Source organism: Achromobacter sp. 46006, from assembly GCF_059761975.1.
The window spans coordinates 34142-58432 of record NZ_JCBANN010000011.1 but is presented as its reverse complement, the minus strand read 5'-3'; the positions used below and the strand labels follow the sequence as shown (position 1 = coordinate 58432).

The following is a 24291-nucleotide window of genomic DNA, read 5'->3' as shown; positions in this document are numbered from 1 at the left end:
CCCTATTTTAAACGCGCACCGAATTGGGGCCGCAGCCCCGGGCCGGCGCCCCGCCCGCGGTGGACAGGCGCACCATCAGGACCACCGCGGCCAGCGTCAGGCCGGCGGCCCCACCATTGTGCAACACCGCGATCAACAAAGGCCACTGGAAGAAGATGGTCGTCAGCCCGGTCAGCAACTGCGCCCCCAGCAACGCCAACATCAGCGTGGCCGGGCCGCGCAGGCCGCGGTCGGCGCGCAGGCGCCAGGCCAGCACGCCCAGGTAGGCGAACACGACGAAGGCGAAATTGCGGTGCACCCAGTGGATGGCCGTCAGCGCCGGCTGCGAGATCATCTCGCCGGACGGCAGCTCGCCCAGCCCGCGGATGATCGAATAGCCGCCATGGAAATCCATGTCAGGCACCCATTTGCCATGGCACATGGGGAAATCCATGCAGGCCAGGGCCGCGTAGTTGGTGCTGACCCAGCCGCCCAGCGTCACCTGGATCAGCAGCAGCACGAAGCCGCCGATCACCCACGGTTTGAAGCGCCGCGCCGCGGCGGCCACGGCATGGTGTGGCCGCTCGCGCGCCGACAGCCAGGTCATCAGCGCCAGCACCGACAGGCCGAACACCAGGTGCGCCGTGACCACGGCGGGCATCAGCTTGTGCGTCACGGTCCAGGCGCCGAACGCACCCTGCACGCACACCGCCACCAGCGCCGCCACCGCCAGGGCCGGCGAACGGCCCAACTCGCGGCGGTAGCGCCAGGCCATGTAGACGATGCCGATGATCAGCATGCCCAGGATAGAGCCGACATAGCGATGGATCATCTCGATCCAGGCCTTGGACAGCGTCACCGGGCCGAACGGCATGGCCTGCGAAGCCTGGTGGATGTCGCCCATCGCTCCCAACGGCGTGACGCTGCCGTAGCAGCCGGGCCAGTCCGGGCACCCCAGGCCCGAGTCGGTCAGGCGCACGAAGGCGCCGAACATGATCAGGTCCAGCGTCAGGAACCAGGTGAAGAAGACGAGTTTGCGATACCGCGCTTTGATGCGTTCCATGGAAATCAACTAAATACCGATTCAACCGATGCGCGAGTTATAGACCAGCTTGCTGATGTCCTTGCGCACCTTCACGCCGTCGGCGTCGGCGGGATACTGCATCATCAGGTTGCCCAGGGGATCGATCACCCAGATCGGCTGCGCCAGGCCGGGCTGGCCGGCCGCGGCGTCGCGCGCCAGCAGGAAGCGCGCCAATTGGTCCGGATCGGCGCGCAGCATGATCGTGCCCTGGTAAGCCTGCAGCACCTTGTCCGGCACCGGGCCGTCGTCAGTGATGAACCAGACCCGTGCCAGGCGGTCGACGTTCTTGCCCTGGCTGGCGTGGGTGTTGCGGGTGATGTAGAGCTTGCGGGCGCAGCTTTCCGGGCAGGCCGCGCCGTCGGCCGCGACCAGCAGCCATTTGCCCTTCAGGCTTTGCAGGTCGAACGGCTTGCCGTCCAGCGTGGTCAACTTGAGCGCCTCGGGCGCGGGCATCGGCCGCTGCGGTTCGACCAGTTGGCCGTAGTTGCTGGCGTCCGCCGGCCACCATTGCGGGTTCATGTAGACCACGAAGGCCGCCACGATCGGCGCCAGCGTGCACAGGAACACCAGCACCATCGGCGTCAGCGAACGCCGGGCGGGTTGGGAAGCAGTCATGTCGCGAGCCACCTGGGTCATGGATTCTGTTGTCGGAAAAGGCGGTCAGGCCGCCGGGTCGTTGGCCGCGCGTTGGCGCATGCGCTTGATGGCGCCCCCCAGCACCACCAGCCACGCGATGGCGGCAAACAAGGCGAAGGAAAACCATTCCACGGCATAGACGGTGTTCTGCTGGAAATTCACCGATGGTTGCGGCCAGTCATGCACCAGGCCGTCGTCCTCGCCAGTGCCGAACTGGCTCATGACGGCGGGCAGCAGCGTCAGGCCAGTGACTTTCGCGTAGGCGTCCAGCGGCAGGTTCTGCACCTGCGGCACGGCGCCGCCGGCGGCCGGCAGCCTGGCCGGCAGGCTGGAAGCGTCCTGGCCGCCCAGCGACCACAGCTCGAACATGCGCGGCACGCGCGGCGACAGCTCGCCCTTGATGGTCTGCACGCCCTCGGGCGTGGCCGGCAGCACCGGCGCGCCCTGGCCCTGCATCACCCGCGGCAACCAGCCGCGCAGCACCAGCACCGCGCTGCGGCTGCCGGCGTCCAGCAGTAGCGGCGTGGCCAGCCAATAGCCCGGTTTGCCGTCGTGGTTGCGGTTGTCCAGCAGTACACTGAATTCGGGCAGCCAGGTGCCGCTGGCCTGCGCCACGCGCCACGGCTTCATGTCGGCCGGGTCGGTCGACGGCGCCAGCACCAGCGGCGCTTGCTTGCGGCCGGCCTCGATAGCCGCCAGAATGTCGCGTCGCTCGTCGGCCCGCCGCAGTTGCCATTGGCCCAGCGAGGCCAGGATCACCACGGCGATCCCCAGCAGGAGCAAGGCGGCTACCGTGTAGCGGGTTGAATGCGGTCGGGCCATTTGTCTTGAATCAATCGATTTTGTCCGGAGACCATCATGCGCGTTTTCGTCGTACTGGCCTTCATCGGTATCCTGGCCAGTCTGGCATCCGCCCTGGTCTACCTGATGCGGGACAAAGGCAGCACCAACCGCACGGTCAATGCGCTGACGGTGCGCATCGGGCTGTCAGTGGCGCTGTTCCTGTTCGTGCTGTTCGCCCATTACATGGGCTGGATCGAAAGCACCGGTTTTAGATAGGCCAGCGCGCCACCGGTTCCCCAGAACGGCCCGCGCGCTCCAGCCGTATTGGAACACGGACCGCCATCGAGCGAAGGGCGAGACCCGCGGCACCGGTTTCCCGGCGGCCCGCCAGCCTCGCCCCGTCCAACCACCTGGCCCGGCGCGGCCGGGCCAGGTTCTCAGAACCAGTAGACGAACAGATACAGGCCCAGCCACACCACGTCGACGAAGTGCCAGTACCAGGCGGCCCCCTCGAAGCCGAAGTGATGGTCGGGCCGGAAATGGCCGCGCATCAGGCGGATCAGGATGACCGTCAGCATGGTCGCGCCCAGGATCACGTGGAAGCCGTGAAAGCCCGTCAGCATGTAGAACAGCGAACCATAGGCGCCCGAATTGAACTTCAGGTTCAGCTCGGTGTACGCATGGTGGTATTCGGCGGCCTGGCAGGCCACGAAGATGAAACCCAGGATGACCGTGGCGGCCAGCCAGAACATGGTCTTGCCGCGATGGTTCTCGCGCAGCGCGTGATGGGCGATGGTCAGCGTCACGCCCGAACTCAGCAGCAGCGCGGTGTTGATGGTCGGCAGCCAGAAGGGGCCCACGGTCTGGAAGTGCTCGACCACACCGGCCGGACCGAAGTTGGGCCACACCGCCTGGAAGTCGGGCCACAGCATCAGGCGGTGGTCCATGTCGCCCAGCCACGGCGTGGTGATGGTGCGCACGTACCAGAGGGCGCCGAAGAACGCCGCGAAGAACATCACTTCCGAGAAGATGAACCAGCTCATGCCCCAACGGTACGAACCGTCGATGCGCTTGCTGTTCATGCCGGCCTCGGATTCCTGGATGGCGTCGCCGAACCAGTAGTACAGCACCACGATCAGCGCGATGAAGCCGACCAGCACCGACCACTTGGCCCAGCTCACGCCGTTGACCCAGCCGGCGGCGCCCAGGCCCATGAGCAGCAGCGCCACCGCCGTGCGCACGGGGTGTCCCGAATCGGCGGGCACGTAGTAATAGGGTGCCTCTTTACCTTGAACCGAGTGGCTTGCACTCATGGCTTTCTCCCTGGTACTGATTTATAGAATTAAGTGATTCAAGTCAGGCTGGATACCGCCCAACGCACAATTAACACCAGCACGGTCACGAAGATCGCCGCCGCCAACAATCCCGCCACGATCACGTGCACGGGATTGAGCCTGGCGCTGTCCTCGCGGTAGCCCGCGCCCTTGCGGACGCCGAAAAATCCCCACGCCACCGCCTTCATCGTCTGGAAGAAGCTCAGCTTGCGCTGGGCGGATTCACGCAGGTCGTCGCTCATCTCGTGGCCCGCTAGCCGCCGATGGCCTTGCCCGCCAGCAGCGCCGAACCGCGGAACACGGTCCAGGCAAACACGGCGATGACAAATACCAGCAGGACCAGTCCTGCGATCTTGTTGCGTCGGCGCTGCTCGGGTGTCATGGCCATGCTGCCTGTTGCGGGTTTCGGAGTGGCGCTCACTTGACTTCGGGCGGCGTCTCGAAGGTGTGGAACGGCGCGGGCGACGGCACCGTCCATTCCAGCCCTTCGGCGCCTTCCCACGGCTTTGCCGTGGCCTTCTCGCCCTTGCCCATGTAGCAACGCAGCACCGCCCACAGGAAGATCAATTGCGACAGGCCAAACCAGAAGGCGCCGATGGTGGCGATCTGGTGGAAGGTGGTGAACTGCGCGGCGTAGTCGGCGTAGCGGCGCGGCATGCCGGCCAGGCCCAGGAAGTGCATCGGGAAGAAGGTCACGTTGAACGAGATCAGCGTCGACCAGAAATGCAGCTTGCCCAGCTTTTCGCTGTACATGCGGCCGGTCCACTTGGGCAGCCAGTAGTAGGTGCCGGCGAACAGCGCGAACAGCGAGCCGGCCACCAGCACGTAGTGGAAGTGGGCCACCACGTAATAGGTGTCATGCACCTGGATGTCGATCGGCGCCACCGACAGGATCAGGCCGGTGAAGCCGCCCATGGTGAACACGAAGATGAAGCCGATCGAGAACAGCATCGGCGTCTCGAAGGTCATCGAGCCGCGCCACATGGTGGCGACCCAGTTGAACACCTTCACCCCGGTCGGGATGGAGATGAGCATGGTGGCGTACATGAAGTACAACTGGCCGGTCACCGGCATGCCCGTCGTGAACATGTGGTGGGCCCAGACGATGAACGACAGCACGGCGATCGAGGCGGTGGCATACACCATCGAGGCGTAGCCGAACAGCTTCTTGCGGGCGAACGCGGGCACGATGGCCGACACGATGCCGAACGCCGGCAGGATCATGATGTAGACCTCGGGGTGCCCGAAGAACCAGAACACGTGCTGGTACAGCACCGGGTCGCCGCCGGCGGCGGCGTTGAAGAAGCCGGTCCCGAAGTGGCGGTCGGTCAGCACCATGGTAATGGCGGCGGCCAGCACCGGCATCACGGCCAGCAGCAGGAACGCGGTGATCAGCCAGGTCCAGCAGAACAGCGGCATCTTCATCAGCGTCATGCCGGGCGCGCGCATGTTCAGCACGGTCACGATGATGTTGATGGCGCCCATGATCGAGGACGCGCCCATGATGTGCATGGCGAAGATGGCCAGGTCCATGCCCGGGCCCATCTGCAGCGACAGCGGCGCGTACAGCGTCCAGCCGGCGGCGGTGGCGCCGCCCGGCACGAAGAACGAGGCCGTCAGCATGATCGCAGCCACCGGCAGCAGCCAGAAGCTGAAGTTGTTCATGCGGGCGAAGGCCATGTCGGACGCGCCGATCTGCATCGGGATCATCCAGTTCGCGAAGCCCACGAACGCCGGCATGATGGCGCCGAACACCATGATCAGCCCGTGCATGGTGGTGAACTGGTTGAACAGTTCGGGGCGGAAGAACTGCAGGCCCGGCTCGAACAGCTCGGTACGCAGCAGCAGCGCCAGCGTGCCGCCTTCGAGCAGCATGACGAACGAGAAGATGAGATACATCGTCCCGATGTCTTTGTGGTTGGTGGCGAAAAGCCAGCGGCGCCAGCCTGTGGGCATGGCGTGGTGGTGGTCATCGTGACCGTGGCCGTGGCCCGGCGACACGTGGTCTACAGTGACGCTGCTCATGATGGACTCCTTCCTGCTGAGTGCCGGCCCCGATCCACGGAACCGGCAGGGTATCTCTGACTAAACGGAACCAGCTCTGCGTTGGGAAACGGGCGCGATCAACGCGCGGCCGCCACTTCCTTCGGCATCACTGTCGGGTCCTGCCCCTTGCCGGCGTTGCTCCAGGCATGGCGCGTATAGCTGATGACCGCGGCGATCTCGACATCATTGAGCTGGGGACCGAACGCCGCCATCGCGGTGCCAGGCTTGCCCTTCAGCACGGTGTTGATCTGGACGGCTTTCGGGCCCAGCACAACCTTGTCTCCATCGAGGGCGGGGAAGCTGCCCGGGATGCCCTTGCCGTTGGCCTGGTGACAGGCCACGCAATTGGCGGCGAAGACCTTCTCGCCACGGGCAACCAGCTCGGCTTCCGTCCACTCTTTATTGGGATCGTCGGCGTTTGCCGCCATCTTCTTCTTTTGGTCCTCAACCCACTTATCGTAGTCCGCTTGCGCCAGGACTTCCACGACGATGGGCATGAAGGCGTGGTCCTTGCCGCACAGTTCGGCGCACTGGCCACGGTAGATACCGGGCTTTTCGGCGCGGAACCAGGCGTCGCGCAGGAAACCGGGGATGGCGTCCTGCTTGACGCCGAAGTCGGGGATCATCCACGAGTGGATGACGTCGGCGGCGGTCAGGACGACGCGTACCTTCTTGTCCACGGGCACCACCATGTGGTTGTCCGTTTCCATCAGGTAGAACTCGCCCTTCGGTTCGCGGCCCTCGATCTGGGCCCGCGGCGTCGACAGGGTGGCGAGGAACTTGACGCCGGCGGCGGGGCCATCGAGATACTCGTAGCCCCACTTCCACTGGTAGCCGGTGACCTTGATGGTCAGGTCGGCGCTGGAAGTGTCTTTCATGGCGACGACCGTCTTGGTGGCCGGCAGCGCCATGGCGATGACGATGATGAAGGGGATGACCGTCCAGGCCACTTCCACGCCGAGGTGTTCGTGGAAGGTCGCGGCCTTGTGCCCGCGGGATTTCCGGTGCGCCCAGATGGAGTAGAACATCACTCCGAAGACGCCCACGAAGATCACGATACAGATCGTGAGCAGTAGCCAGTGCAACCACATGACATCGCGCGTGATCTGCGTGACGCCTTCATGCAGGTTCAGCTGATTGACCTTCGGGCCGCCGGGCATGTCCTGCACCTGAGCGATGGCCGTGCTGCCAATCAGCAGCGCACAAGCGCCCAGTATCCCTCTCCACTTCTTCATGCTTACCTCGAAACACGGCGCGAGGGCCCTTGTCGCCTGTTGGCACGGATGTCACTGCAACAGGACTACGCGCAATTATTAGATGGCAGGGTTAGGCAGGGGGAGATAGAGCGGCCCCCGCGTTCCCACTCGAAATCACAAAGAAACTGGCGGATTATAGCGGACGCGCAAATGGATGTAAGTTTGTGCTCTTGAATTCATACCGCCCGCCCCCATTTGCGCGCATCCGTTGCGTACCAGGGTAAACAGGGGTGGCATAAAATCGCGGACAGTCTTATTAACGGCGCCTCACAATGCCCAAACTGTCCGATCTGTATGCCGCGCTGGGCGCGCGCGCCCAGGAACCCGCCCCCGTGGGTGCGCACCCGCTATACATAGCTGGGCGGCGTTGCGGCTGGGCCACGCACGCGGCCTGCGACGCATTGCAAGGCGCCGCCCACATCCAGGCCGACGCCGACGCGCTGCGCATCGGTGCGGCCCTGGCCCCCGGCGCGGCGCTCGATGCCGTGCTGGAACAAGCCGCGCAACTGTTGCGCCAGGCCAACTGCCTGCGCGGCTGGCGCGATGAACTGCTGGACGTCCTGGACGGCGACAGCGCGCTTGGCGTCATCGAACGCGCCGCGGTGCGGCCATTGGGCCTGCTGACCAAGGCCGTGCACTTGAACGCCTGGACGCCGGACGGCCGCATCTGGATCGCCCGCCGCGCGCTCAGCAAATCCACCGACCCCGGCATGTGGGACACCCTGGTCGGCGGACTGGCTGGCAGTGGCGAGTCACAGGAAGCCGCGCTGGTGCGCGAATGCGGCGAGGAGGCCGGCCTGGACGCGCCCGATCTGGCGCAGCGCACGCCGCTGCGCACCATTCTGCGCATCCACCGCCGCCTGCCGGAGGGCTATCAGGTCGAAGACGTGCTCACCAGTACCTGTGTACTGGCGGCCGACGCCCGCCCCGCCAACCGAGATGGCGAAGTCATGGAAATCGCCGCAGCCGATGTCGACACGGTGGTGCGCCGCGTGGCCGACGGTGAATTCACGCTGGAGGCGGCCCTGGTGATCCTCGAAGACATCATGCGGCGCCGCGCGGCCGGCGAGATCTGAGCCGGCGCGCAGCCCCCCTCAGGCGCTGGCGCCCCCGGGCGCGGCGCCCGTATCCCGTGTTTCGGGCGGGAGAACCCCGGGCTGGCGTGTCTCGACCTGTTGCGGCGAGCCCGGCGGGCTTTCGGTCGGCCGCGTCTCGACCTGCCGCGGCATGGCGGAATGCGTTTCGACCTGCCGCGGCGCGCCCGGGTCCGCTGCCCGCAGCGCCTGCACCGCGCGCGTATCCAGCTCGCTGTCGGCGGCCACCCCCGCGGCCTCGGCCGCTTCCGCCGCCTGCGCCGGCGAGGGCACCGGCGCCTGGACGGGCGCCTGCGCCGCATTGGCCTGCGAGAACTGCTTCCAGACCTCGATGGCGCGCAAGCGCTGCTTGGCCACCACCTGGATGCGCTCGCGCAGGTGCTCGTCGCGCGCCAGCAGGGCGTGGAAGTCGCGCGACGACAGCATCAGCAGCTTGCTGTAGCCCAGGGATGTCACCTCGGGCGCGATCTGTTGCTCGCCCAGCAGGCCGAGTTCGCCGAAGAACTCGCCGCTGCCCAGCTCGATCATGGTGTTGTCCGGCAGGTGCACCGCCACCGCGCCCGACGCCACGAAGCACATTTCCTCGCCATGCCGGCCCTTGGTCAGCACCCGCTGGTCCGGCAGCGACAGGCGCGGCTTGAGCAGCTTGCTGATGGCGCGCAGTGAATCGGCCGACAGTCCCTCGAACAGCGGCACGCGCTTGATCAGCTCGGCCGCGCTCATTTCGATGTCCAGCGGCGGATGGGTGTCGATGTGGGCCCAGCGGCTCTTCAACTGCGCCATCAGGTCGGCGTAGACCTCGCCGCTGATCAGGAACTGCTCCAGCATGTCGCGGTAGCGGATCCGTTCCAGCTCGCGCGCCACCCGGCCCAGATAGCTTTCCTGCAACCACTGCGCGTACGACGGATACTGCAGGTTCAGCGCCTGCATGGCGTTCTCGATCAGGTCCAGCCGGCGCTGGTGCAGCGTCACGATACGCTGCGTGGCGGTCTCGCCCAGCAACGGTGAAATCTGCTCGCGCGCGAACACGATCAGGCGCTGCGCCACCGATCGCTTGCTCATCAGGTTAGCGAAGCGCTGGCCCAGCTCGCGCGCCAGCCAGCCCTGGAAGCCGAACAGGTAGTGCAGCCGCAAAGCCAGCCTGAACCCGGTGGAATAGCGCACATCGGCCACGATGGCGCGCTCGAAGCCCGGCACCCCGCCCATGCGGATCGCATCCTCCAGCCGTTCTGCCCGCGCCAGCAGCGTTTCCGCCATGCGCCAGTCGACGATCTGCGCCTTGAGGATGTCGAAGAACATTTCCTCCTCGCGCTGCGCCACGATCGCCAGCCCCACGGACACGCGCTGCTCGTCGCTCATCTGGCTGACCTGGCCGTCGTGCACGCTGGTCAGGCTGGCATCGAACACGGCGCGGATGCGGTCACGCACTTCGGTGCCGATATGCTCGGTCTTGGCCACCTCGTCGGTCTTGCCCTGCAGGTCTTCCAGCGCCACCGCCAGCGCCTGGTTGCGGATGGTGCGTTCAACCGGCGACAACTGGTTCAACCCCAGCATGCGGATCAGCGGCCGCAGGCTGATGCCGTTGACGAACAGGGTCAGCAGCACGAAGCCGGTGGTGGCCACGGCGATGAACTGGCGCGCCTCTTCGGGCACGCCGGTCTGCTCGGTCACGGCCAGCGCCAGCGCCAGCGACACCGCGCCGCGCAGGCCGCCCCACAGCATCACCGCCTTATAGGGGTTGCTGACCTTGGTGCCCAGCCGGGTCAGGCCCAGCAGCGGCAGCAGGCCGAAGACCACGATCGCGCGCGCCACCAGCGTCGCCACGAACACCACCGCCACCAGCACCAGTTCCTGCCAGTCGGCCGCCGCCATCAGCCTGGGAATCAGCATGGCCGCGAACAGGAAGATCAGCGAGTTGGCCCAGAAGCCGAACTGTTCCCAGGCGCTCGACAGGTATTCGAAGGTGGTTGGCGACATGCGGGTACGGCCGGTCGATCCGACCACCAGGCCGGCGATCACGGTGGCGACCACGCCCGACACGTTCAGATAATGCTCGGAAATGAAGAACGACAGGTAGGCCAGCGTCAGTGTCAGCGTGATCTCGGCGGTGGGAAAGCCACGCAGCCAGGCAAACAGGAAACAGGCCAACCGCCCCATGGCGTAGCCGGCAAGGCCGCCACCGATGAAGTGCACGATGAAGTCGTTGAAAATGCCGTTGACGCTGAGTTCGCCATGGCCGCCAAGCACGGCCAGCAGCACCGAATACAGGGCAATGGACGCGGCGTCATTGAACAGGCTTTCGCCTTCCACCAGCGTCGTCAGGCGCTTGGGCGCGCCCACTTCGCGGAAAATGCCGACCACGGCCACCGGATCGGTCGTGGCCACGATGGCGCCCAGCAGCAGGCAGACCACCAGGCCATAGGAAGAAATGGCGTCCAGCGTCACGCCGACCACCACGGTGCATACCACCACCGCCACGATCGCCATCATCAGGATCGGGCCGATATCGTCCATCAGGCGCCGCACGTTCATCGACAGCGCGGTCTCGAACAGCAGCACCGGCAGGAACACCATCAGGAAGGTCTCGGAGGAGATTTCGAAGCGTTCCAGCGAGTCCAGGAAATCGGCGATCCAGCTGGGCGCCCAGCCATGGACGTGGACGATGATCCCCAGCAGGCAACCGACGATCGCCAGCAGCACCGAATACGGCAGCTTGAGGCGGCCGGCCAGCGGCGGCATGAAGCACACCAGGGTCAGCAGACCGGCCAGGCCGAATACGAGAAACCCTACATCCATGGAAAACGCCGCGTCCCGATCGTGAAGCTTGTGAGAAGTTTCACAAGAATAGCGGGTTTTCCGGCCGATTCCGGTGAACGGCGGTTGCGGCGCACGTTTCGTTACCCCGATCGGGCCGCCCGATGCGCGCCGGGACGCGTTTTTTCGGTAAGGTAGGGACCCGTGCAGAAACTTCGCAGGAGCCGCACTTGGCACGCGTCCACACCCTGGCCCGCCGCAACGATGCCCCGGCCATGCTCGTCCAATTGACCGATTGCCATCTGTTCGGCGAACCCGACACCGTGATGCTGGGCGTCAACACCGACGCCAGCCTGCGTGCCGTGCTGCGCCAGATCGAAGCCGACGGCAAGCACCCCGACCTGCTCCTGGCCACCGGCGACCTGTCCCAGGATGGCGAACCCGCCGCCTACCGACGCCTGGCCACCATCCTGGGAGCCGCGCCGGCGCTCGAAGGTGCCCGGATCCGCTGCCTGCCCGGCAACCACGACCTGCCGGCCGCCATGCGTCAGGAACTGCCCGACTGGTCGGCGCCGGTCAGCGACGTGGGCGCCTGGCGCGTGATCTCGCTGGACACCACCGTGCCCGGCTCGAACGCCGGCCACCTGCCCGACAGCCAACTGGACCTGCTGGAAGCCGCGTTGGCCGACGCGCCTAGCCGGCATACCCTGCTGGCCATGCACCACAACCCGATGCAGATCGACAGCCATTGGCATGACTCGATGATGATCGACAACCCGCAAGCGCTGTTCAAACTGCTGACGCGCTGGCCGCAAGTGCGGGTGCTGCTGTGGGGCCACGTACACCATGAATTCGACCGCCGCCGCCACAACCTGCGCATGCTGGCTACGCCCTCCACCTGCTTCCAGTTCAGCATCCGCGACGGCAAGCACGTGGTTGACAACCTGGCGCCCGGCTACCGCTGGATCAAGCTCTACCAGGACGGCTCCATGGCCACCGGCGTGCGGCTCGTGCAGGACGCGCTGTGGCATGCGGCGCAAGCCGGGCCGGACAGTGCGCAAGCGGCCTGAACAGGCCGCCCGCATTTCTCGCGCCCAATAAAAAACGGGGCACCATATGCGTGGTGCCCCGCAAGCATCCGTCTCATAGGGGAGGGGAAAGAGGAGAAGCCGAGACGGATGACAAGACTGCCAACCAAAGTTCGCGGTCTACGTGAAGTTAGGCGGTGTGCGCTTCATTAAGTTTCTGAAATCGCGCGTTATTTCGCGGCGAATTTGTATCAATTTATTGGCGCTTCGCGACGACGGCCGTCACCGTTCCTGCGCATGGCCGAGCGCGGCCGGCGGAGCAAAGAAAAGGGCCGCGATTTCGCGGCCCTTGGCATCCATGCGGCAGGGAATCAGGCGGCCAGGTTGCCGCGCATCTTCTTCAATGCGGCGGCCTCGATCTGGCGGATGCGTTCGGCCGACACGCCGAACTCCTGTGCCAGTTCGTGCAGCGTGGCGCCGCCGTCGTCCTGCAGCCAGCGCGCTTCGACGATGCGGCGCGAGCGCGGATCGAGCGCTTCCAGCGCGCTCGACAGACCGGCGCTTTGCAACTGGTCGCGCGCCGCGCGTTCCAACACGCGGGTCGGCTCCTGGCGGCCATCGTCTGACAGGTAGGCGATGGGCGCGTAGCTGTCGTCATCGTCGTCCTGGTTTTCGAGCGACATGTCGCGGCCGGACAGGCGCACTTCCATTTCGCTGACGTCTTCGCGGCGCACGTTGAGTTCGCGCGCGATGTGGTCGACCTGTTCCGGATCCAGCGTCTGGCCGTCCGGGCGCATGCTGCGCAGGTTGAAGAACAGCTTGCGCTGCGCCTTGGTGGTGGCCACCTTGACCAGGCGCCAGTTGCGGATGATGTATTCGTGGATTTCGGCCTTGATCCAGTGGACGGCGAACGACACCAGGCGCACGCCGCGCTCGGGATCGAAGCGCTTGACGGCCTTCATCAGGCCGACGTTGCCTTCCTGGATCAGGTCGGCATGGGGCAATCCATAGCCCAGGTACTGGCGCGCCACCGACACCACCAGGCGCAGGTGCGACAGCACCAGTTCGCGCGCGGCGCCCAGGTCTTCGCTGTCGCGCAGGCGGCGGCCGAGTTCGGTTTCACGTTCGGCCGACAGGACCGGCAGGCGGTTCACGGCCGAGATGTAGGCGTCGATGGTGCCGAGCGCGCCCGGATTGGCGATGGCCAACGCCAGGGCGTTGCCGGACGTGGCCAACGAGGTACTGGGTTGCTTCATTGCGGCGGTCTCCGGAAGGCGAAGGGGTAAAGACATGGATTCGATGTTAGCACTCTAGTAAAGGGAGTGCTAATTCGACTATTGCGGCGCGTCAAAGTTTCCGACCGAAGACGCGTCCCCATTTTAAATGCGCACGGGAAGGCGGTGCCGGTCCGGTCCGCCGCGCCGGCCTACCAGCCCAGGCGTTTCAGGCCGGCCGCGGTGGCCTCGCCATCGGGGCGCACGAACAGCGCGCCGCGCGGATCCATATAAACCTGGTACTTCGCGCCGTCGAACAGCGGCATGTAGGCCGCGCTGCCGAATTGGACATCGACGAACGGAAACCAGTTCGGAAAACTTTGCTTGAGCGAGCCCAGGTCCGGCGCCGGCCAGTCATCCAGCGCATGGACCGACTTCGTGGCCGAGGCTTCGCGCGCGGCATCGCTATACCGGCCAGACAAGCGCTCCAGGCGGTACAGCGGCGGCGCGCCGGCCACCAGGGCGGGCAAACGCCAGCGCACCACCCGTGCATCGATCTGCCACTGGTCGCCGTAGAGCACGTACTGCTTGTCGCCCACGCCCGGCGCGCTGGCTCTGACCTGGAACTGGCCTTCGGCCTGCTGCCGCACCTCGATGCGGGCCACGGGTTCGTCGGTGGTCAGGCGGAAAAATTGCACCAGCGACAAGGCCAGCAGCCCCGACACCCCGCCCAGCAACAGCAGCATCAGGCCGAACAGGCGCCGCACCGGGCGCACCTTGAAAGTGCGCCGGCCGCGTTCGTCACGCGGGCCGCCCCGGCCCAACAGCATCGCCAGGCCCGGGAGGAACACGACCACCGCGGCCAGCAGGATCCACACGAAGGGAGCGATTCCGTTGATCAAATCAGGCGGTCCTATGCAGGGAAAGCCATGGCCGGGCGCCGGGCGCCAGGCGTCCCGGGCCTGCCACGGCAGGGCGCCCAGTATAAAAGCGGGGCGTCAGGGGGCCGGTTTTCCAAGCCGCTCGACGTGAAACCGGATGTGATCCTCGATGAACGTCGAGATGAAGTAATAGCCGTGGTCGTAACCTTCCTGGCGGCGCAGTTCCAGCGGCTGGCCGGCGGCGGCGCAGGCGGCCTCGAATACCTCGGGATACAACTGCTCGGCCAAAAACTGGTCGGCCATGCCCTGGTCGATCAGGATGCCGGCGGGAAACGGCTGGCGCAGGCCCCGCATCAGCGCCGAAGCGTCGTAGCCGGCCCAGTCGTCGGGGTTGTCGCCCAGGTAGGCGCCGAATGCCTTCTTACCCCAGGGGCACAGGCTGGGCGCGGCGATCGGCGCGAAGGCCGAGACCGAGCGGAACTTGCCGGGGTTGCGCAACGCCAGCACCAGGGCGCCGTGGCCGCCCATCGAGTGCCCGAAGATGCCGGTCCGCGTGGCATCGCCCGGCAGGGCGCTGGTGACGATGGCATGCAGTTCGCGCGTCACGTAGCTGTCCATGCGGTAGTGATTGCGCCAGGGGCCGGTGGTGGCATCCAGGTAGAAGCCGGCGCCCGTGCCGAGATCCCAGCTTTCCTCTTCGCCTGGCACGTTGGCGCCGCGCGGGCTGGTGTCGGGCGCCACCAGCATCACCCCGAGTTCGGCCGCCAGGCGCTGGGCGCCAGCCTTGATCATGAAGGTTTCTTCGGTGCAGGTCAGGCCCGCCAGGTAGAACAGCACCGGCACCGGCCCCTGCTCGGCCTGGGGCGGCACGAATACCGAGAACCGCATCGGCAGGCCGATCTCGGCCGACTGGTGGCGGTAATAGCGCTGCGAGCCGCCGAAACAACGATGCTGGGAAATGAGTTCCAGGGCGGCGGGCATGGCGGGGGTCTCCGGGTCTGAAAGAGAGGGAAGGGAATTCGGGCGGGATTAGGGTATATCCACGGTACGACGATCCGTCGCCGAATGTTAACCTGCCCGAAACGGAGTCCTTCCCACAAAAAGTATCGATTCCGTGCCCATATTGTGCTTACGGGGCTTGACCAGCGCCCACCGTGGCACTATTTATATACGTGAGAGAAGACAACCCGTTCTTCCGGAAGCGCAAGCCCTGACACTATGGCCCGTCTGCCCCGTCTGTACGCCCCTGGGCTGCCCCAACTGGTGCAGGCCAATTTCATCCAGCCGCTGGCGGCGCCGTCGCAGCCCGCCCCGGCCGATATCCTCAACCAGCTCGCCACGTGGCTGGGCGAATCCGCCCAACGCCATCGCGTCTCGGTGCATGGCTGGCTGCTGGCCAACGATCGCATCCTGTTGCTGGCCACGCCGGCCGACGAAGAAGGGCTGCCGCGCCTGATGCAGACCCTGGGCCGCAACCTGGCTGCGCGCCTGCGCGGCGGCCGGGTGTTCGCCGGCCGCTATCGTTCGGCCTTGCTCGAGCCCGGCGCCTGGGTCCTGCCGGCGCTGGTCTGGCTGGAAACCTACCCGGTACGCAGCGGCGCCTCGCAAGATCCCGACTCCTGGCCGTGGTCCTCGGCCTCCAGCCACACCGGCAACACCACAGCCGCGCCGGCCCAATGGCAATCCGACCACGCCGACTACTGGGCCTGCGGCAACACGCCGTTCGACCGCCAGGCCAATTATCGCAAGCGTCTGCAGGACGGCCTGTCGCGCGAGGAAACCCAGCGCATCGATCAGGCCGTGTCCGGGCAATGGGCGCTGGGCGGCCCGAACTTCATCGCCAGCCTGGCCCATACCGCCAGCCGCCGCGTGGCGCCCGGCCAACGCGGACGTCCGCGCAAGAAGCCGGCCGCGCCGGCCAGCGCCGACACCGATACGGCCCCGGCAACCGCACCCGCCTCGCCGCTGGCGCCTGCCGGCTCTGGCAACGGACCCGGTCCGGGCACCGGCTCCAACTCCACTTCCTGACACAGCGCCTTCGGGCGCTTTTTCATGCCCGCCCGACGCGCCCGCGGAATCCGGCGATGCCACCCATTGCAGGCCTGGCCGCCCCTTTCACGCAGCCGAAAACATCACAATAAATAGGGACGTATAAAGGGAAAAATAGGGATCTCACCCCCGCGGACCAGGCCATGGCGCCAGATGCGGTTCATACAGCCTTTATTTACAAGCCCGTTGTTGCGTCCCCTTATTAATGCCCTATGGCAGTGCATCCTATAAATTAGGGTCACACCCCTTATGTTTCTGTTGCGCCCTACTGCGCGTGGGGGTATTGTCCGTTCCTGCACTGCAACATTAGAACGCAGTCTTTACTGCGGAGCACGCCATGCCCCAAATCCTCCCGAACGAATCCTGTCCCACCCCCAAGGCGACCCCGATCGACGCCAGCCGCATCGGCCTGCCGCCTGCCCAGGGCCTGTACCATCCCAAGAACGAACATGACGCCTGTGGCGTGGGGTTCGTGGCGCACATCAAGGGCAAGAAAAGCCACGCCATCATCCAGCAGGGCCTGAAGATCCTGGAAAACCTGGATCACCGCGGCGCGGTGGGCGCGGACAAGCTGATGGGCGACGGCGCCGGCATCCTGATCCAGATTCCCGACACACTCTACCGCGACGAATTCGCCCAGCACGGCATCACCCTGCCGCCGCCCGGCGAGTACGGCGTGGCGATGGTGTTTCTGCCCAAGGAAACCGCCTCTCGCCTGGCCTGCGAACAGGAACTGGAGCGCTCGGTGCGCGCCGAAGGCCAGGTGGTGCTGGGCTGGCGCGACGTGCCGGTGGACGTCGACATGCCGATGTCGCCCACCGTGCGCGACTGCGAACCCGTGATCCGCCAATTGTTCATCGGCCGCGGCGCCGACGTGATGGTGCCCGACGCGCTGGAACGCAAGCTGTACGTGATCCGCAAGACTGCCAGCCACGCCATCCAGAATATGCACCTGGCGCACGGCAAGGAATACTTCGTGCCCTCGGCCTCGGTGCGCACCGTGGTCTACAAGGGCCTGCTGCTGGCCGACCAGGTCGGCCGCTACTACCGCGACCTGGCCGATCCGCGCACCGTGTCGGCGCTGGCGCTGGTGCACCAACGTTTCTCGACCAACACCTTCCCGGCCTGGCCGCTGGCCCACCCGTACCGCATGATCGCCCACAACGGCGAAATCAACACGGTCAAGGGCAACTTCAACTGGCTGCGCGCCCGCGAAGGCATGATGCAGTCGGCGGTGCTGGGCGATGACCTGAAGAAGCTGTACCCCATCGTCTACGAAGGCCAGTCGGACACCGCCACGTTCGACAACTGCCTGGAACTGCTGGTGAACTCGGGCTACTCGCTGGCCCACGCCATGATGATGATGATCCCGGAAGCCTGGGAACAGCACACGCAGATGGACGAGAGCCGCCGCGCCTTCTACGAATACCACGCCGCCATGATGGAGCCGTGGGACGGCCCCGCCGCGGTCGCCTTCACCGACGGCCGCCAGATCGGCGCCACGCTCGATCGCAATGGCCTGCGCCCGGCGCGCTACCTGGTGACCGATGACGACATGGTCATCCTGGCCTCGGAAGCCGGCACCCTGTCGATCCCCGAGAACCGCATCGTCAAGAAGTGGCGCCTGCAGCCAGGCAAGATGTTCCTGATCGACCTGGAACAAGGCCGCATCATCGACGACGCCGAGATCAAGCTGCAACTGGCCAACAGCCGTCCATACCGCCAGTGGATCGAACGCCTGCAGATCAAGCTGGAATCGCTGCCGGCCCCGCGCCAGGCCGCCGTCGCCACGCAATCTTCGGTGTCGCTGCTGGATCGCCAGCAGGCCTTCGGCTGGACCCAGGAAGACTACAAATTCATCCTGGAACCCATGGCCTCGACCGGCGAGGAAGTGATCGGCTCGATGGGCAACGACGCCCCGCTGGCCGTGCTGTCCGACCGCGCCAAGCCGTTCTACAACTATTTCCGCCAGTTGTTCGCCCAGGTCACCAACCCGCCGATCGACCCGATCCGCGAGCAGATGGTGATGTCGCTGGTATCGTTCATCGGCCCCAAGCCCAACCTGCTGGACATCAACAACGTCAACCCGCCGCTGCGCCTGGAAGTGTCGCAGCCGGTGCTGGATTTCGCCGCCATGGCGCAGATCCGCGACATCGAGCAGGTGACGGGCAAGAAATTCCGCAGCTACGAACTTGATATCACCTATCCGGCCGCCTGGGGTTCCGAGGGCATCGAGGCCCGCGTGGCGGCGCTGTGCGCGCGCGCTGTGGACGCGGTGCAAAGCGGCTACAACATCCTGATCGTGTCCGACCGCCTGGTCGACAGCGAGCGCGTGGCGATTCCGGCGCTGCTGGCCACCTCGGCGGTGCACCAGCACCTGATCCGCGCCGGCCTGCGTACCAACACCGGCCTGGTGGTGGAAACCGGCTCGGCCCGCGAAGTGCACCACTTCGCGCTGCTGGGCGGCTATGGCGCCGAAGCCATCCACCCCTACCTGGCGCTGGAATCGCTGGGCAAGATGAGCGACCCGGAAAAGGCCGTCAAGAACTTCATCAAGGCAATCGGCAAGGGCCTGAACAAGGTGATGTCCAAGATGGGCATCTCCACCTACATGTCCTACACCGGCGCCCAGATCTTCGAAGCGGTCGGCCTGCAGAGCAGCCTGGTCAACAAGTACTTCACCGGCACCGCCTCCAACATCGAAGGCATCGGCATCTTCCAGGTGGCCGAGGAAGCGCTGCGCCAGCACCGCGCCGCGTTCGGCAGCGACCCGGTCCTGGCCAACGACCTGGAAGCCGGCGGCGAATACGCCTACCGCGTGCGCGGCGAAGAGCACATGTGGACGCCCGACTCCATCGCCAAGCTGCAGCACGCCTCGCGCGCCAACAACTACCGCACGTACAAGGAGTACGCGCAGATCATCAACGACCAGAGCCGCCGCCACATGACGCTGCGCGGCCTGTTCGAGTTCCGCTTCGATCCGTCGCGCGCCATTCCGCTCGATGACGTCGAACCGGCCAAGGAGATCGTCAAGCGCTTCGCCACCGGCGCCATGTCGCTAGGCTCGATTTCGACCGAAGCGCACTCGGTGCTGGCCGTGGCCATGAACCGCATCGGCGGCAAGTCCAACACCGGCGAAGGCGGCGAAGACGAACTGCGCTACCGCGCCGAGATGCGCGAAGGCCGCAGCGGCATCAAGGACGGCGACACGCTGGCCTCGGTGCTGGGCTCGGACCGCATCGAAGCCGACGTCGCGCTCAAGAAGGGCGACTCGCTGCGCTCGAAGATCAAGCAGGTGGCCTCGGGCCGCTTCGGCGTCACCGCCGAATACCTGTCGTCGGCCGACCAGATCCAGATCAAGATGGCGCAGGGCGCCAAGCCCGGCGAAGGCGGCCAGTTGCCCGGCCACAAGGTCTCGGAATACATCGCCAAGCTGCGCTACTCGGTGCCGGGCGTGGGCCTGATCTCGCCGCCGCCGCACCACGACATCTACTCGATCGAAGACCTGGCGCAACTGATCCATGACCTGAAGAACGTCAACGCCAAGGCCTCGATCTCGGTCAAGCTGGTGTCGGAAGTCGGCGTCGGCACGGTGGCCGCGGGCGTCGCCAAGGCCAAGGCCGACCACGTCGTGATCGCCGGCCACGACGGCGGCACGGGCGCCTCGCCGGTGTCGTCCATCAAGCACGTTGGCACGCCATGGGAACTGGGCCTGGCCGAAACCCAGCAGACGCTGGTGCTGAACCGCCTGCGCAGCCGCATCCGCGTGCAGGCCGACGGCCAGATGAAGACCGGCCGCGACGTCGTCATCGGCGCACTGCTGGGCGCCGATGAATTCGGCTTCGCCACGGCGCCGCTGGTCGTCGAAGGCTGCATCATGATGCGCAAGTGCCACCTGAACACCTGCCCGGTGGGCGTGGCCACGCAGGATCCTGAACTGCGCAAGAAGTTCCAGGGCAAGCCCGAACACGTCGTCAATTTCTTCTTCTTCATCGCCGAGGAAGTTCGCGAGATCATGGCCCAATTGGGCATCCGCAAGTTCGACGACTTGATCGGCCGCGCCGACCTGCTCGACATGCGCTCGGGCGTGGACCATTGGAAGGCGCAAGGCCTGGATTTCACCCGCGTCTTCCATCAGACCCAGTCCGACGCCGAAGTGCGCCAGACCGAAACGCAGGACCACGGCCTGGCCGGCGCGCTGGACCACCAACTGATCGAGCGCAGCAAGCCGGCGCTGGAGCGGGGCGAGAAGGTCTCGTTCATCGTGCCGGTGCGCAACCGCAACCGCACCATCGGCGCCATGCTGTCTGGCGCGGTGGCGGCGCGCTACGGCCACGACGGCCTGCCGGATGACACCATCCACATCCAGTGCAACGGCACGGCCGGCCAAAGCTTCGGCGCGTTCCTGGCCCATGGCATCACCATGGACCTGGTGGGCGAAGGCAACGACTACGTCGGCAAGGGCCTCTCGGGCGGCCGCATCATCGTGCGCTCGCCCAACGACTTCCGTGGCTTCGGCCCCGACCACATCATCGCCGGCAACACCGTCCTGTACGGCGCGCTGGCGGGCGAGGCCTTCTTCAACGGCGTGGCCGGCGAACGCTTCGCGGTGCGCAATTCGGGCGCCGCCACAGTCGTGGAAGGCACCGGCGACCACGGCTGCGAATACATGACGGGCGGCACCGTGGTGGTGCTGGGCGCCACCGGCCGCAACTTCGCCGCCGGCATGTCCGGAGGCGTGGCCTACGTGTGGGATCCGGAGCGCACGCTCAAGCAACGCGCCAACCTGTCGATGGTCGAACTGGAAGCCGTGCTGCCCCATGCCGAGCAACAGGCGCAGAACAACATCGATGTCTGGCACAGCGCGCAGCGCGGTGGCGAGCGCGAAACGGATGAAGCCATCCTGCGCCGCCTGGTGGAAGACCACTTCCGCTACACCGGCAGCTTCCGCGCCCGCGAGATCCTGGGCGACTGGGAGGCCTCGCGCGGCAAATTCGTAAAGATCATGCCGACGGACTACCGCCGCGCATTGGGTGAAATGTGGCGTGCAGCCAACCCGCAACAACTGGCTGCGTGAGGGATACCATGGGAAAGATTACCGGTTTTATGGAATACCAGCGCCTGCAGGAGGCCTCCGAGGCCCCGCAGAAGCGACTGAAGAACTGGCGCGAATTCGTGCTGCACCTGACCGACGACCAGGCCAAGCAGCAGGCGGCGCGCTGCATGGACTGCGGCATTCCGTTCTGCAACAACGGCTGCCCGGTCAACAACATCATCCCCGACTGGAATGACCTGGTGTACAAGCAGGACTGGCGCCGCGCGCTGGATGTGCTGCATTCCACCAACAACTTCCCGGAATTCACCGGCCGCATCTGCCCGGCGCCGTGCGAAGCCGCCTGTACCTTGAACATCAACAGCGACGCCGTGGGCATCAAGTCCATCGAGCACGCCATCATCGACAAGGGCTGGGAAGAAGGCTGGGTCACGCCGCAGGTGCCGGCGCGCAAGACCGGCAAGAAGGTCGCCGTGGTCGGTTCCGGCCCCGCCGGCCTGGCCTGCTCGCAGCAACTGGCGCGTGCCGGCCACTCGGTGACGCTGTTCGAGAAAAGCGACCGCATCGGCGGCCTGCTGCGCTACGGCATCCCCGATTTCAAGCTGGAAAAGCACCAGATCGACCGCCGCATCTCGCAGATGGAAGCCGAAGGCGTGGAATTCGCGCCCTCGACCTATATCGGCAATCCGTCCGACCCCGTGGCCGACGGCCTCACGGTGCGCACGCCCGAATCGCTGCTGGCCGAATTCGACGCCGTGGTGATGAGCGGCGGCTCGGAAACCCCGCGCGACCTGCCGGTGCCGGGCCGCGAGCTGTCGGGTGTGTACTTCGCCATGGACTTCCTGCGCCAGCAGAACAAGGCCGTGGCCGGCGACCGCCTGGCCAACCAGACGCTGGCCAAGGGCAAGCACGTGGTGGTGATCGGCGGCGGCGACACCGGTTCCGACTGCGTCGGCACCAGCAATCGCCACGGCGCCGCTTCGGTCACGCAGTTCGAATTGATGCCGCAGCCGCCCGAATCCGAAAACAAGGCCATGACCTGGCCGTACTGGCCTCTGAAGCTGCGCACCTCTTCCTCGCACGAGGAAGGCTGCGAGCGCGACTGGTCGGTGACCACCAAGCTGCTCAAGGGCAGCAACGGCAAGGTCGAAAAGCTGGTCGGCGCCCGCGTCGAATGGTTCAAGGACGAATCGACCGGCCAGATGAAGATGCGCGAAGTCGAAGGCTCGGAATTCGAGATCAAGGCTGATCTGGTGCTGCTGGCCATGGGCTTCGTGTCGCCGGTGCAGACCGTGCTCGACGCCTTCGGCGTCGATCGCGATGCGCGCGGCAACGTGCGCGCCAACACCGACGATTACCGCACCAACGTGGAAAAGGTCTTCACCGCCGGCGACATGCGCCGTGGCCAGTCCCTGGTGGTCTGGGCCATCCGCGAAGGCCGCCAGTGCGCGCGCTCGGTGGATGCCTACCTGATGGGCAGTTCCGAACTGCCGCGCTGACCGGCGCCCCCCCAGACGGCGACGGCCGGCTCCCTTGCGGGAGCCGGCCGTTTTGCTTCTTGGCGCGCCGGCTGCGACGATCGCGCGGCCGCTGGCGCCCCCGCGCGACACGCCTTTGAACGCGGTACGCCCTAGGCACCGCCGCGCTGCATGCGCGGGCCCGATACCGCGGCCTGCCCCAGCCAGTAGGCCGCGGCCGCCACCACGAAACTGGCCGGCGCGGCGAAGCTCGCGGCCAGGCCGCTCATGTGCATCAACACCAGGCCGCTGGCCGCGCCAGCGAACCAGGCACCCAGGCCACGGCGGTTGTAGGCGCTGCCGCCGCCCGGCGCCGGCGCGGCCTCGTCCACCGCCAGGATATGCACCAGCGCCACCGCGACCCAGGCCACCACGAAGATGCCCTGGTAGGCCAGCGCCTGCAGCAGATAGGCGAACACGTCGAACAGCATCAGCGCGTACGACACCAGGCCCACCACCACCGCCCATGCCGCCTTGGGCCAGCGGCCCAGGCCGAAGCGCGCGAAGAAGGCCTGCATATTGATGGTGGCCAGGTAATAGTTGGCGGTGTTGATGCGGGTCTGCGTCACCCAGACGAAGAACAGGCCGCCCAGCCCCATCAGCTTGAGCAGCGCCAGCACCACCGACACTTCGCTCAAGGCGCCGTCGCCAGGAATGATGGCGACCAGGTAGATGCCGGCCACGCCATTGAGCAGGAAGGTCACCAGGTAGAACGGCATGCCGAAGTTGTAGCGGCCGTGATAGCGCGCGTCCTCGCGCCGGCCGAAGCGGGCGTAGTCGAAGGTGAACATCATCAGGATCCACACGCCCATGTAGTACACGTAGGCATCCCACCAGCCGCCCGCCACCGGCCCGCTGGCCGGGCCGAACGCCAGCCAGGCATCGCTGTAGCCGTATTCGCGCGTGGCCAGCACCACCGCCAGCAGCAGGCCGCCCAGGTAGAACGGCAGCAGCACGCCATTGAACTTGTCGAGCCAGTGCTGCACGCTGCCGAAGATCAGCAGCACGCTGTAGACGACCACCAGCAGCGCGAAGGCCCAGTAGGGCACGGCCGGGAACATGTGATGCGCGGCGACCGCCATCACCGAGCCTTCGAACACGGCGTAGTAGATGGCGGTGGCAAAGAAGATCAGGGTGGCCAGCGCCGCGCCGGAAGTGCCAAACACGGCGCGCGAGAACAGGGCCACCGACTGGCCGGTGCGTATCGCATAGCGCGATATGACGGCGTTGACCAGGCCATAGGAAATCACCGACAGCACCATGCCGATGATGGCGTTGCGGGCGCCGTAGTTGAGCGCCAGCGTGGCGCCGACCACGATGTAGAAAATGGCGCTGCACACGGCCCACCAGGCCATGGTGAGCGGGAATCGGCCCATGCGGTCGGCATCGGCCACGGTGGCTAGGGAAGTGTCCCGGTCGGAGGACGTGGAGCTGGAAGCAAGGTTGGCCATGAAGGCTCTCCTGACGTGCTGAAGAACCGCGGAATGCGGACGAGTACGGCGTGCAGCGTGTGAAACTCAAATGCACAGGCGCGAGCGCGCCCGTCCGGCCCGTCGGAACGGGCCGGAGGGAAAGCAGCAATC

The 24291-nt window shown here is 66.1% G+C and carries 19 protein-coding genes; 6 read left to right on the top strand and 13 right to left on the bottom strand.

Translation table 11 applies throughout. From position 1 onward, the window contains the following. Positions 1 to 7: 7 nt before the first annotated feature. From AC6LKG_RS08610 to AC6LKG_RS08600, 3 genes are read right to left on the bottom strand one after another with little or no spacing between them, the layout of a single operon-like run. Positions 8 to 1042: a COX15/CtaA family protein gene (locus tag AC6LKG_RS08610; protein WP_498163924.1), complete on the bottom strand. Its 1035-nt coding sequence runs from the start codon at positions 1040 to 1042 to the stop codon at positions 8 to 10. A 21-nt stretch (positions 1043 to 1063) separates the two neighbouring features. Continuing rightward, positions 1064 to 1678: an SCO family protein gene (locus AC6LKG_RS08605; RefSeq protein WP_498163923.1), complete on the bottom strand. Its 615-nt coding sequence runs from the start codon at positions 1676 to 1678 to the stop codon at positions 1064 to 1066. 45 nt (positions 1679 to 1723) lie between these two features. After that, complete coding sequence (locus AC6LKG_RS08600) at positions 1724 to 2521, bottom strand: SURF1 family protein (protein ID WP_498163922.1); 798 nt, start codon at positions 2519 to 2521, stop codon at positions 1724 to 1726. A 36-nt stretch (positions 2522 to 2557) separates the two neighbouring features. On the opposite strand from AC6LKG_RS08600, the gene AC6LKG_RS08595 reads away from it, so the two are divergent. Next, positions 2558 to 2758 (top strand): twin transmembrane helix small protein, encoded by a 201-nt coding sequence (locus AC6LKG_RS08595; protein ID WP_498163921.1) that lies wholly within the window; start codon positions 2558 to 2560, stop codon positions 2756 to 2758. A gap of 161 nt (positions 2759 to 2919) precedes the next feature. On the opposite strand, the gene AC6LKG_RS08590 is transcribed toward AC6LKG_RS08595, so the two are convergent. From AC6LKG_RS08590 to coxB, 5 genes are all read right to left on the bottom strand, one after another. After that, positions 2920 to 3795, bottom strand: coding sequence for a cytochrome c oxidase subunit 3 (locus AC6LKG_RS08590; RefSeq protein WP_498163920.1), 876 nt, complete (start codon positions 3793 to 3795; stop codon positions 2920 to 2922). A 38-nt stretch (positions 3796 to 3833) separates the two neighbouring features. Beyond that, on the bottom strand, positions 3834 to 4058 hold the full coding sequence (locus tag AC6LKG_RS08585; protein WP_053497776.1) for a DUF2970 domain-containing protein: 225 nt from the start codon (positions 4056 to 4058) through the stop codon (positions 3834 to 3836). 11 nt (positions 4059 to 4069) lie between these two features. Then, positions 4070 to 4198 (bottom strand): cytochrome oxidase small assembly protein, encoded by a 129-nt coding sequence (locus tag AC6LKG_RS08580; RefSeq protein ID WP_020925592.1) that lies wholly within the window; start codon positions 4196 to 4198, stop codon positions 4070 to 4072. Between the two features lie 35 nt (positions 4199 to 4233). Continuing rightward, on the bottom strand, positions 4234 to 5841 hold the full coding sequence (gene ctaD / locus AC6LKG_RS08575; protein WP_498163919.1) for a cytochrome c oxidase subunit I: 1608 nt from the start codon (positions 5839 to 5841) through the stop codon (positions 4234 to 4236). A gap of 98 nt (positions 5842 to 5939) precedes the next feature. After that, on the bottom strand, positions 5940 to 7097 hold the full coding sequence (coxB, locus tag AC6LKG_RS08570; RefSeq protein WP_498163918.1) for a cytochrome c oxidase subunit II: 1158 nt from the start codon (positions 7095 to 7097) through the stop codon (positions 5940 to 5942). Between the two features lie 293 nt (positions 7098 to 7390). On the opposite strand from coxB, the gene AC6LKG_RS08565 reads away from it, so the two are divergent. Further along, positions 7391 to 8194, top strand: coding sequence for an NUDIX hydrolase (locus AC6LKG_RS08565; RefSeq protein WP_498163917.1), 804 nt, complete (start codon positions 7391 to 7393; stop codon positions 8192 to 8194). A gap of 18 nt (positions 8195 to 8212) precedes the next feature. On the opposite strand, the gene AC6LKG_RS08560 is transcribed toward AC6LKG_RS08565, so the two are convergent. Continuing rightward, positions 8213 to 11008 (bottom strand): cation:proton antiporter, encoded by a 2796-nt coding sequence (locus AC6LKG_RS08560; protein WP_498163916.1) that lies wholly within the window; start codon positions 11006 to 11008, stop codon positions 8213 to 8215. Between the two features lie 233 nt (positions 11009 to 11241). On the opposite strand from AC6LKG_RS08560, the gene AC6LKG_RS08555 reads away from it, so the two are divergent. Continuing rightward, entirely contained in the window at positions 11242 to 12036 is a 795-nt protein-coding gene (locus AC6LKG_RS08555) for a phosphodiesterase (RefSeq protein WP_498163969.1), read from the top strand. 329 nt (positions 12037 to 12365) lie between these two features. On the opposite strand, the gene rpoH is transcribed toward AC6LKG_RS08555, so the two are convergent. From rpoH to fghA, 3 genes are all read right to left on the bottom strand, one after another. Beyond that, a complete protein-coding gene (gene rpoH, locus AC6LKG_RS08550; protein ID WP_498163915.1) occupies positions 12366 to 13250 on the bottom strand; it encodes an RNA polymerase sigma factor RpoH in 885 nt (294 codons plus the stop codon). Between the two features lie 170 nt (positions 13251 to 13420). Continuing rightward, positions 13421 to 14110: a hypothetical protein gene (locus AC6LKG_RS08545; RefSeq protein WP_498163914.1), complete on the bottom strand. Its 690-nt coding sequence runs from the start codon at positions 14108 to 14110 to the stop codon at positions 13421 to 13423. Positions 14111 to 14206: 96 nt separating this feature from the next. After that, complete coding sequence (fghA, locus tag AC6LKG_RS08540) at positions 14207 to 15070, bottom strand: S-formylglutathione hydrolase (RefSeq protein WP_498163913.1); 864 nt, start codon at positions 15068 to 15070, stop codon at positions 14207 to 14209. A 237-nt stretch (positions 15071 to 15307) separates the two neighbouring features. Between fghA and AC6LKG_RS08535 the strand changes: the two genes are divergently transcribed. The 3 genes from AC6LKG_RS08535 to AC6LKG_RS08525 all read left to right on the top strand — a co-directional run bounded on the left by AC6LKG_RS08535 (position 15308) and on the right by AC6LKG_RS08525 (position 22690). Next, the gene (locus AC6LKG_RS08535; RefSeq protein WP_498163912.1) at positions 15308 to 16117 is read left to right on the top strand and encodes a transposase; all 810 of its coding nucleotides are present in this window, start codon (positions 15308 to 15310) and stop codon (positions 16115 to 16117) included. A 358-nt stretch (positions 16118 to 16475) separates the two neighbouring features. Next, positions 16476 to 21215: a glutamate synthase-related protein gene (locus AC6LKG_RS08530; RefSeq protein ID WP_498163911.1), complete on the top strand. Its 4740-nt coding sequence runs from the start codon at positions 16476 to 16478 to the stop codon at positions 21213 to 21215. 8 nt (positions 21216 to 21223) lie between these two features. Further along, on the top strand, positions 21224 to 22690 hold the full coding sequence (locus AC6LKG_RS08525) for a glutamate synthase subunit beta (RefSeq protein ID WP_498163910.1): 1467 nt from the start codon (positions 21224 to 21226) through the stop codon (positions 22688 to 22690). A gap of 131 nt (positions 22691 to 22821) precedes the next feature. On the opposite strand, the gene AC6LKG_RS08520 is transcribed toward AC6LKG_RS08525, so the two are convergent. Next, a complete protein-coding gene (locus AC6LKG_RS08520) occupies positions 22822 to 24159 on the bottom strand; it encodes a purine-cytosine permease family protein (RefSeq protein WP_498163909.1) in 1338 nt (445 codons plus the stop codon). Positions 24160 to 24291: the final 132 nt, after the last annotated feature.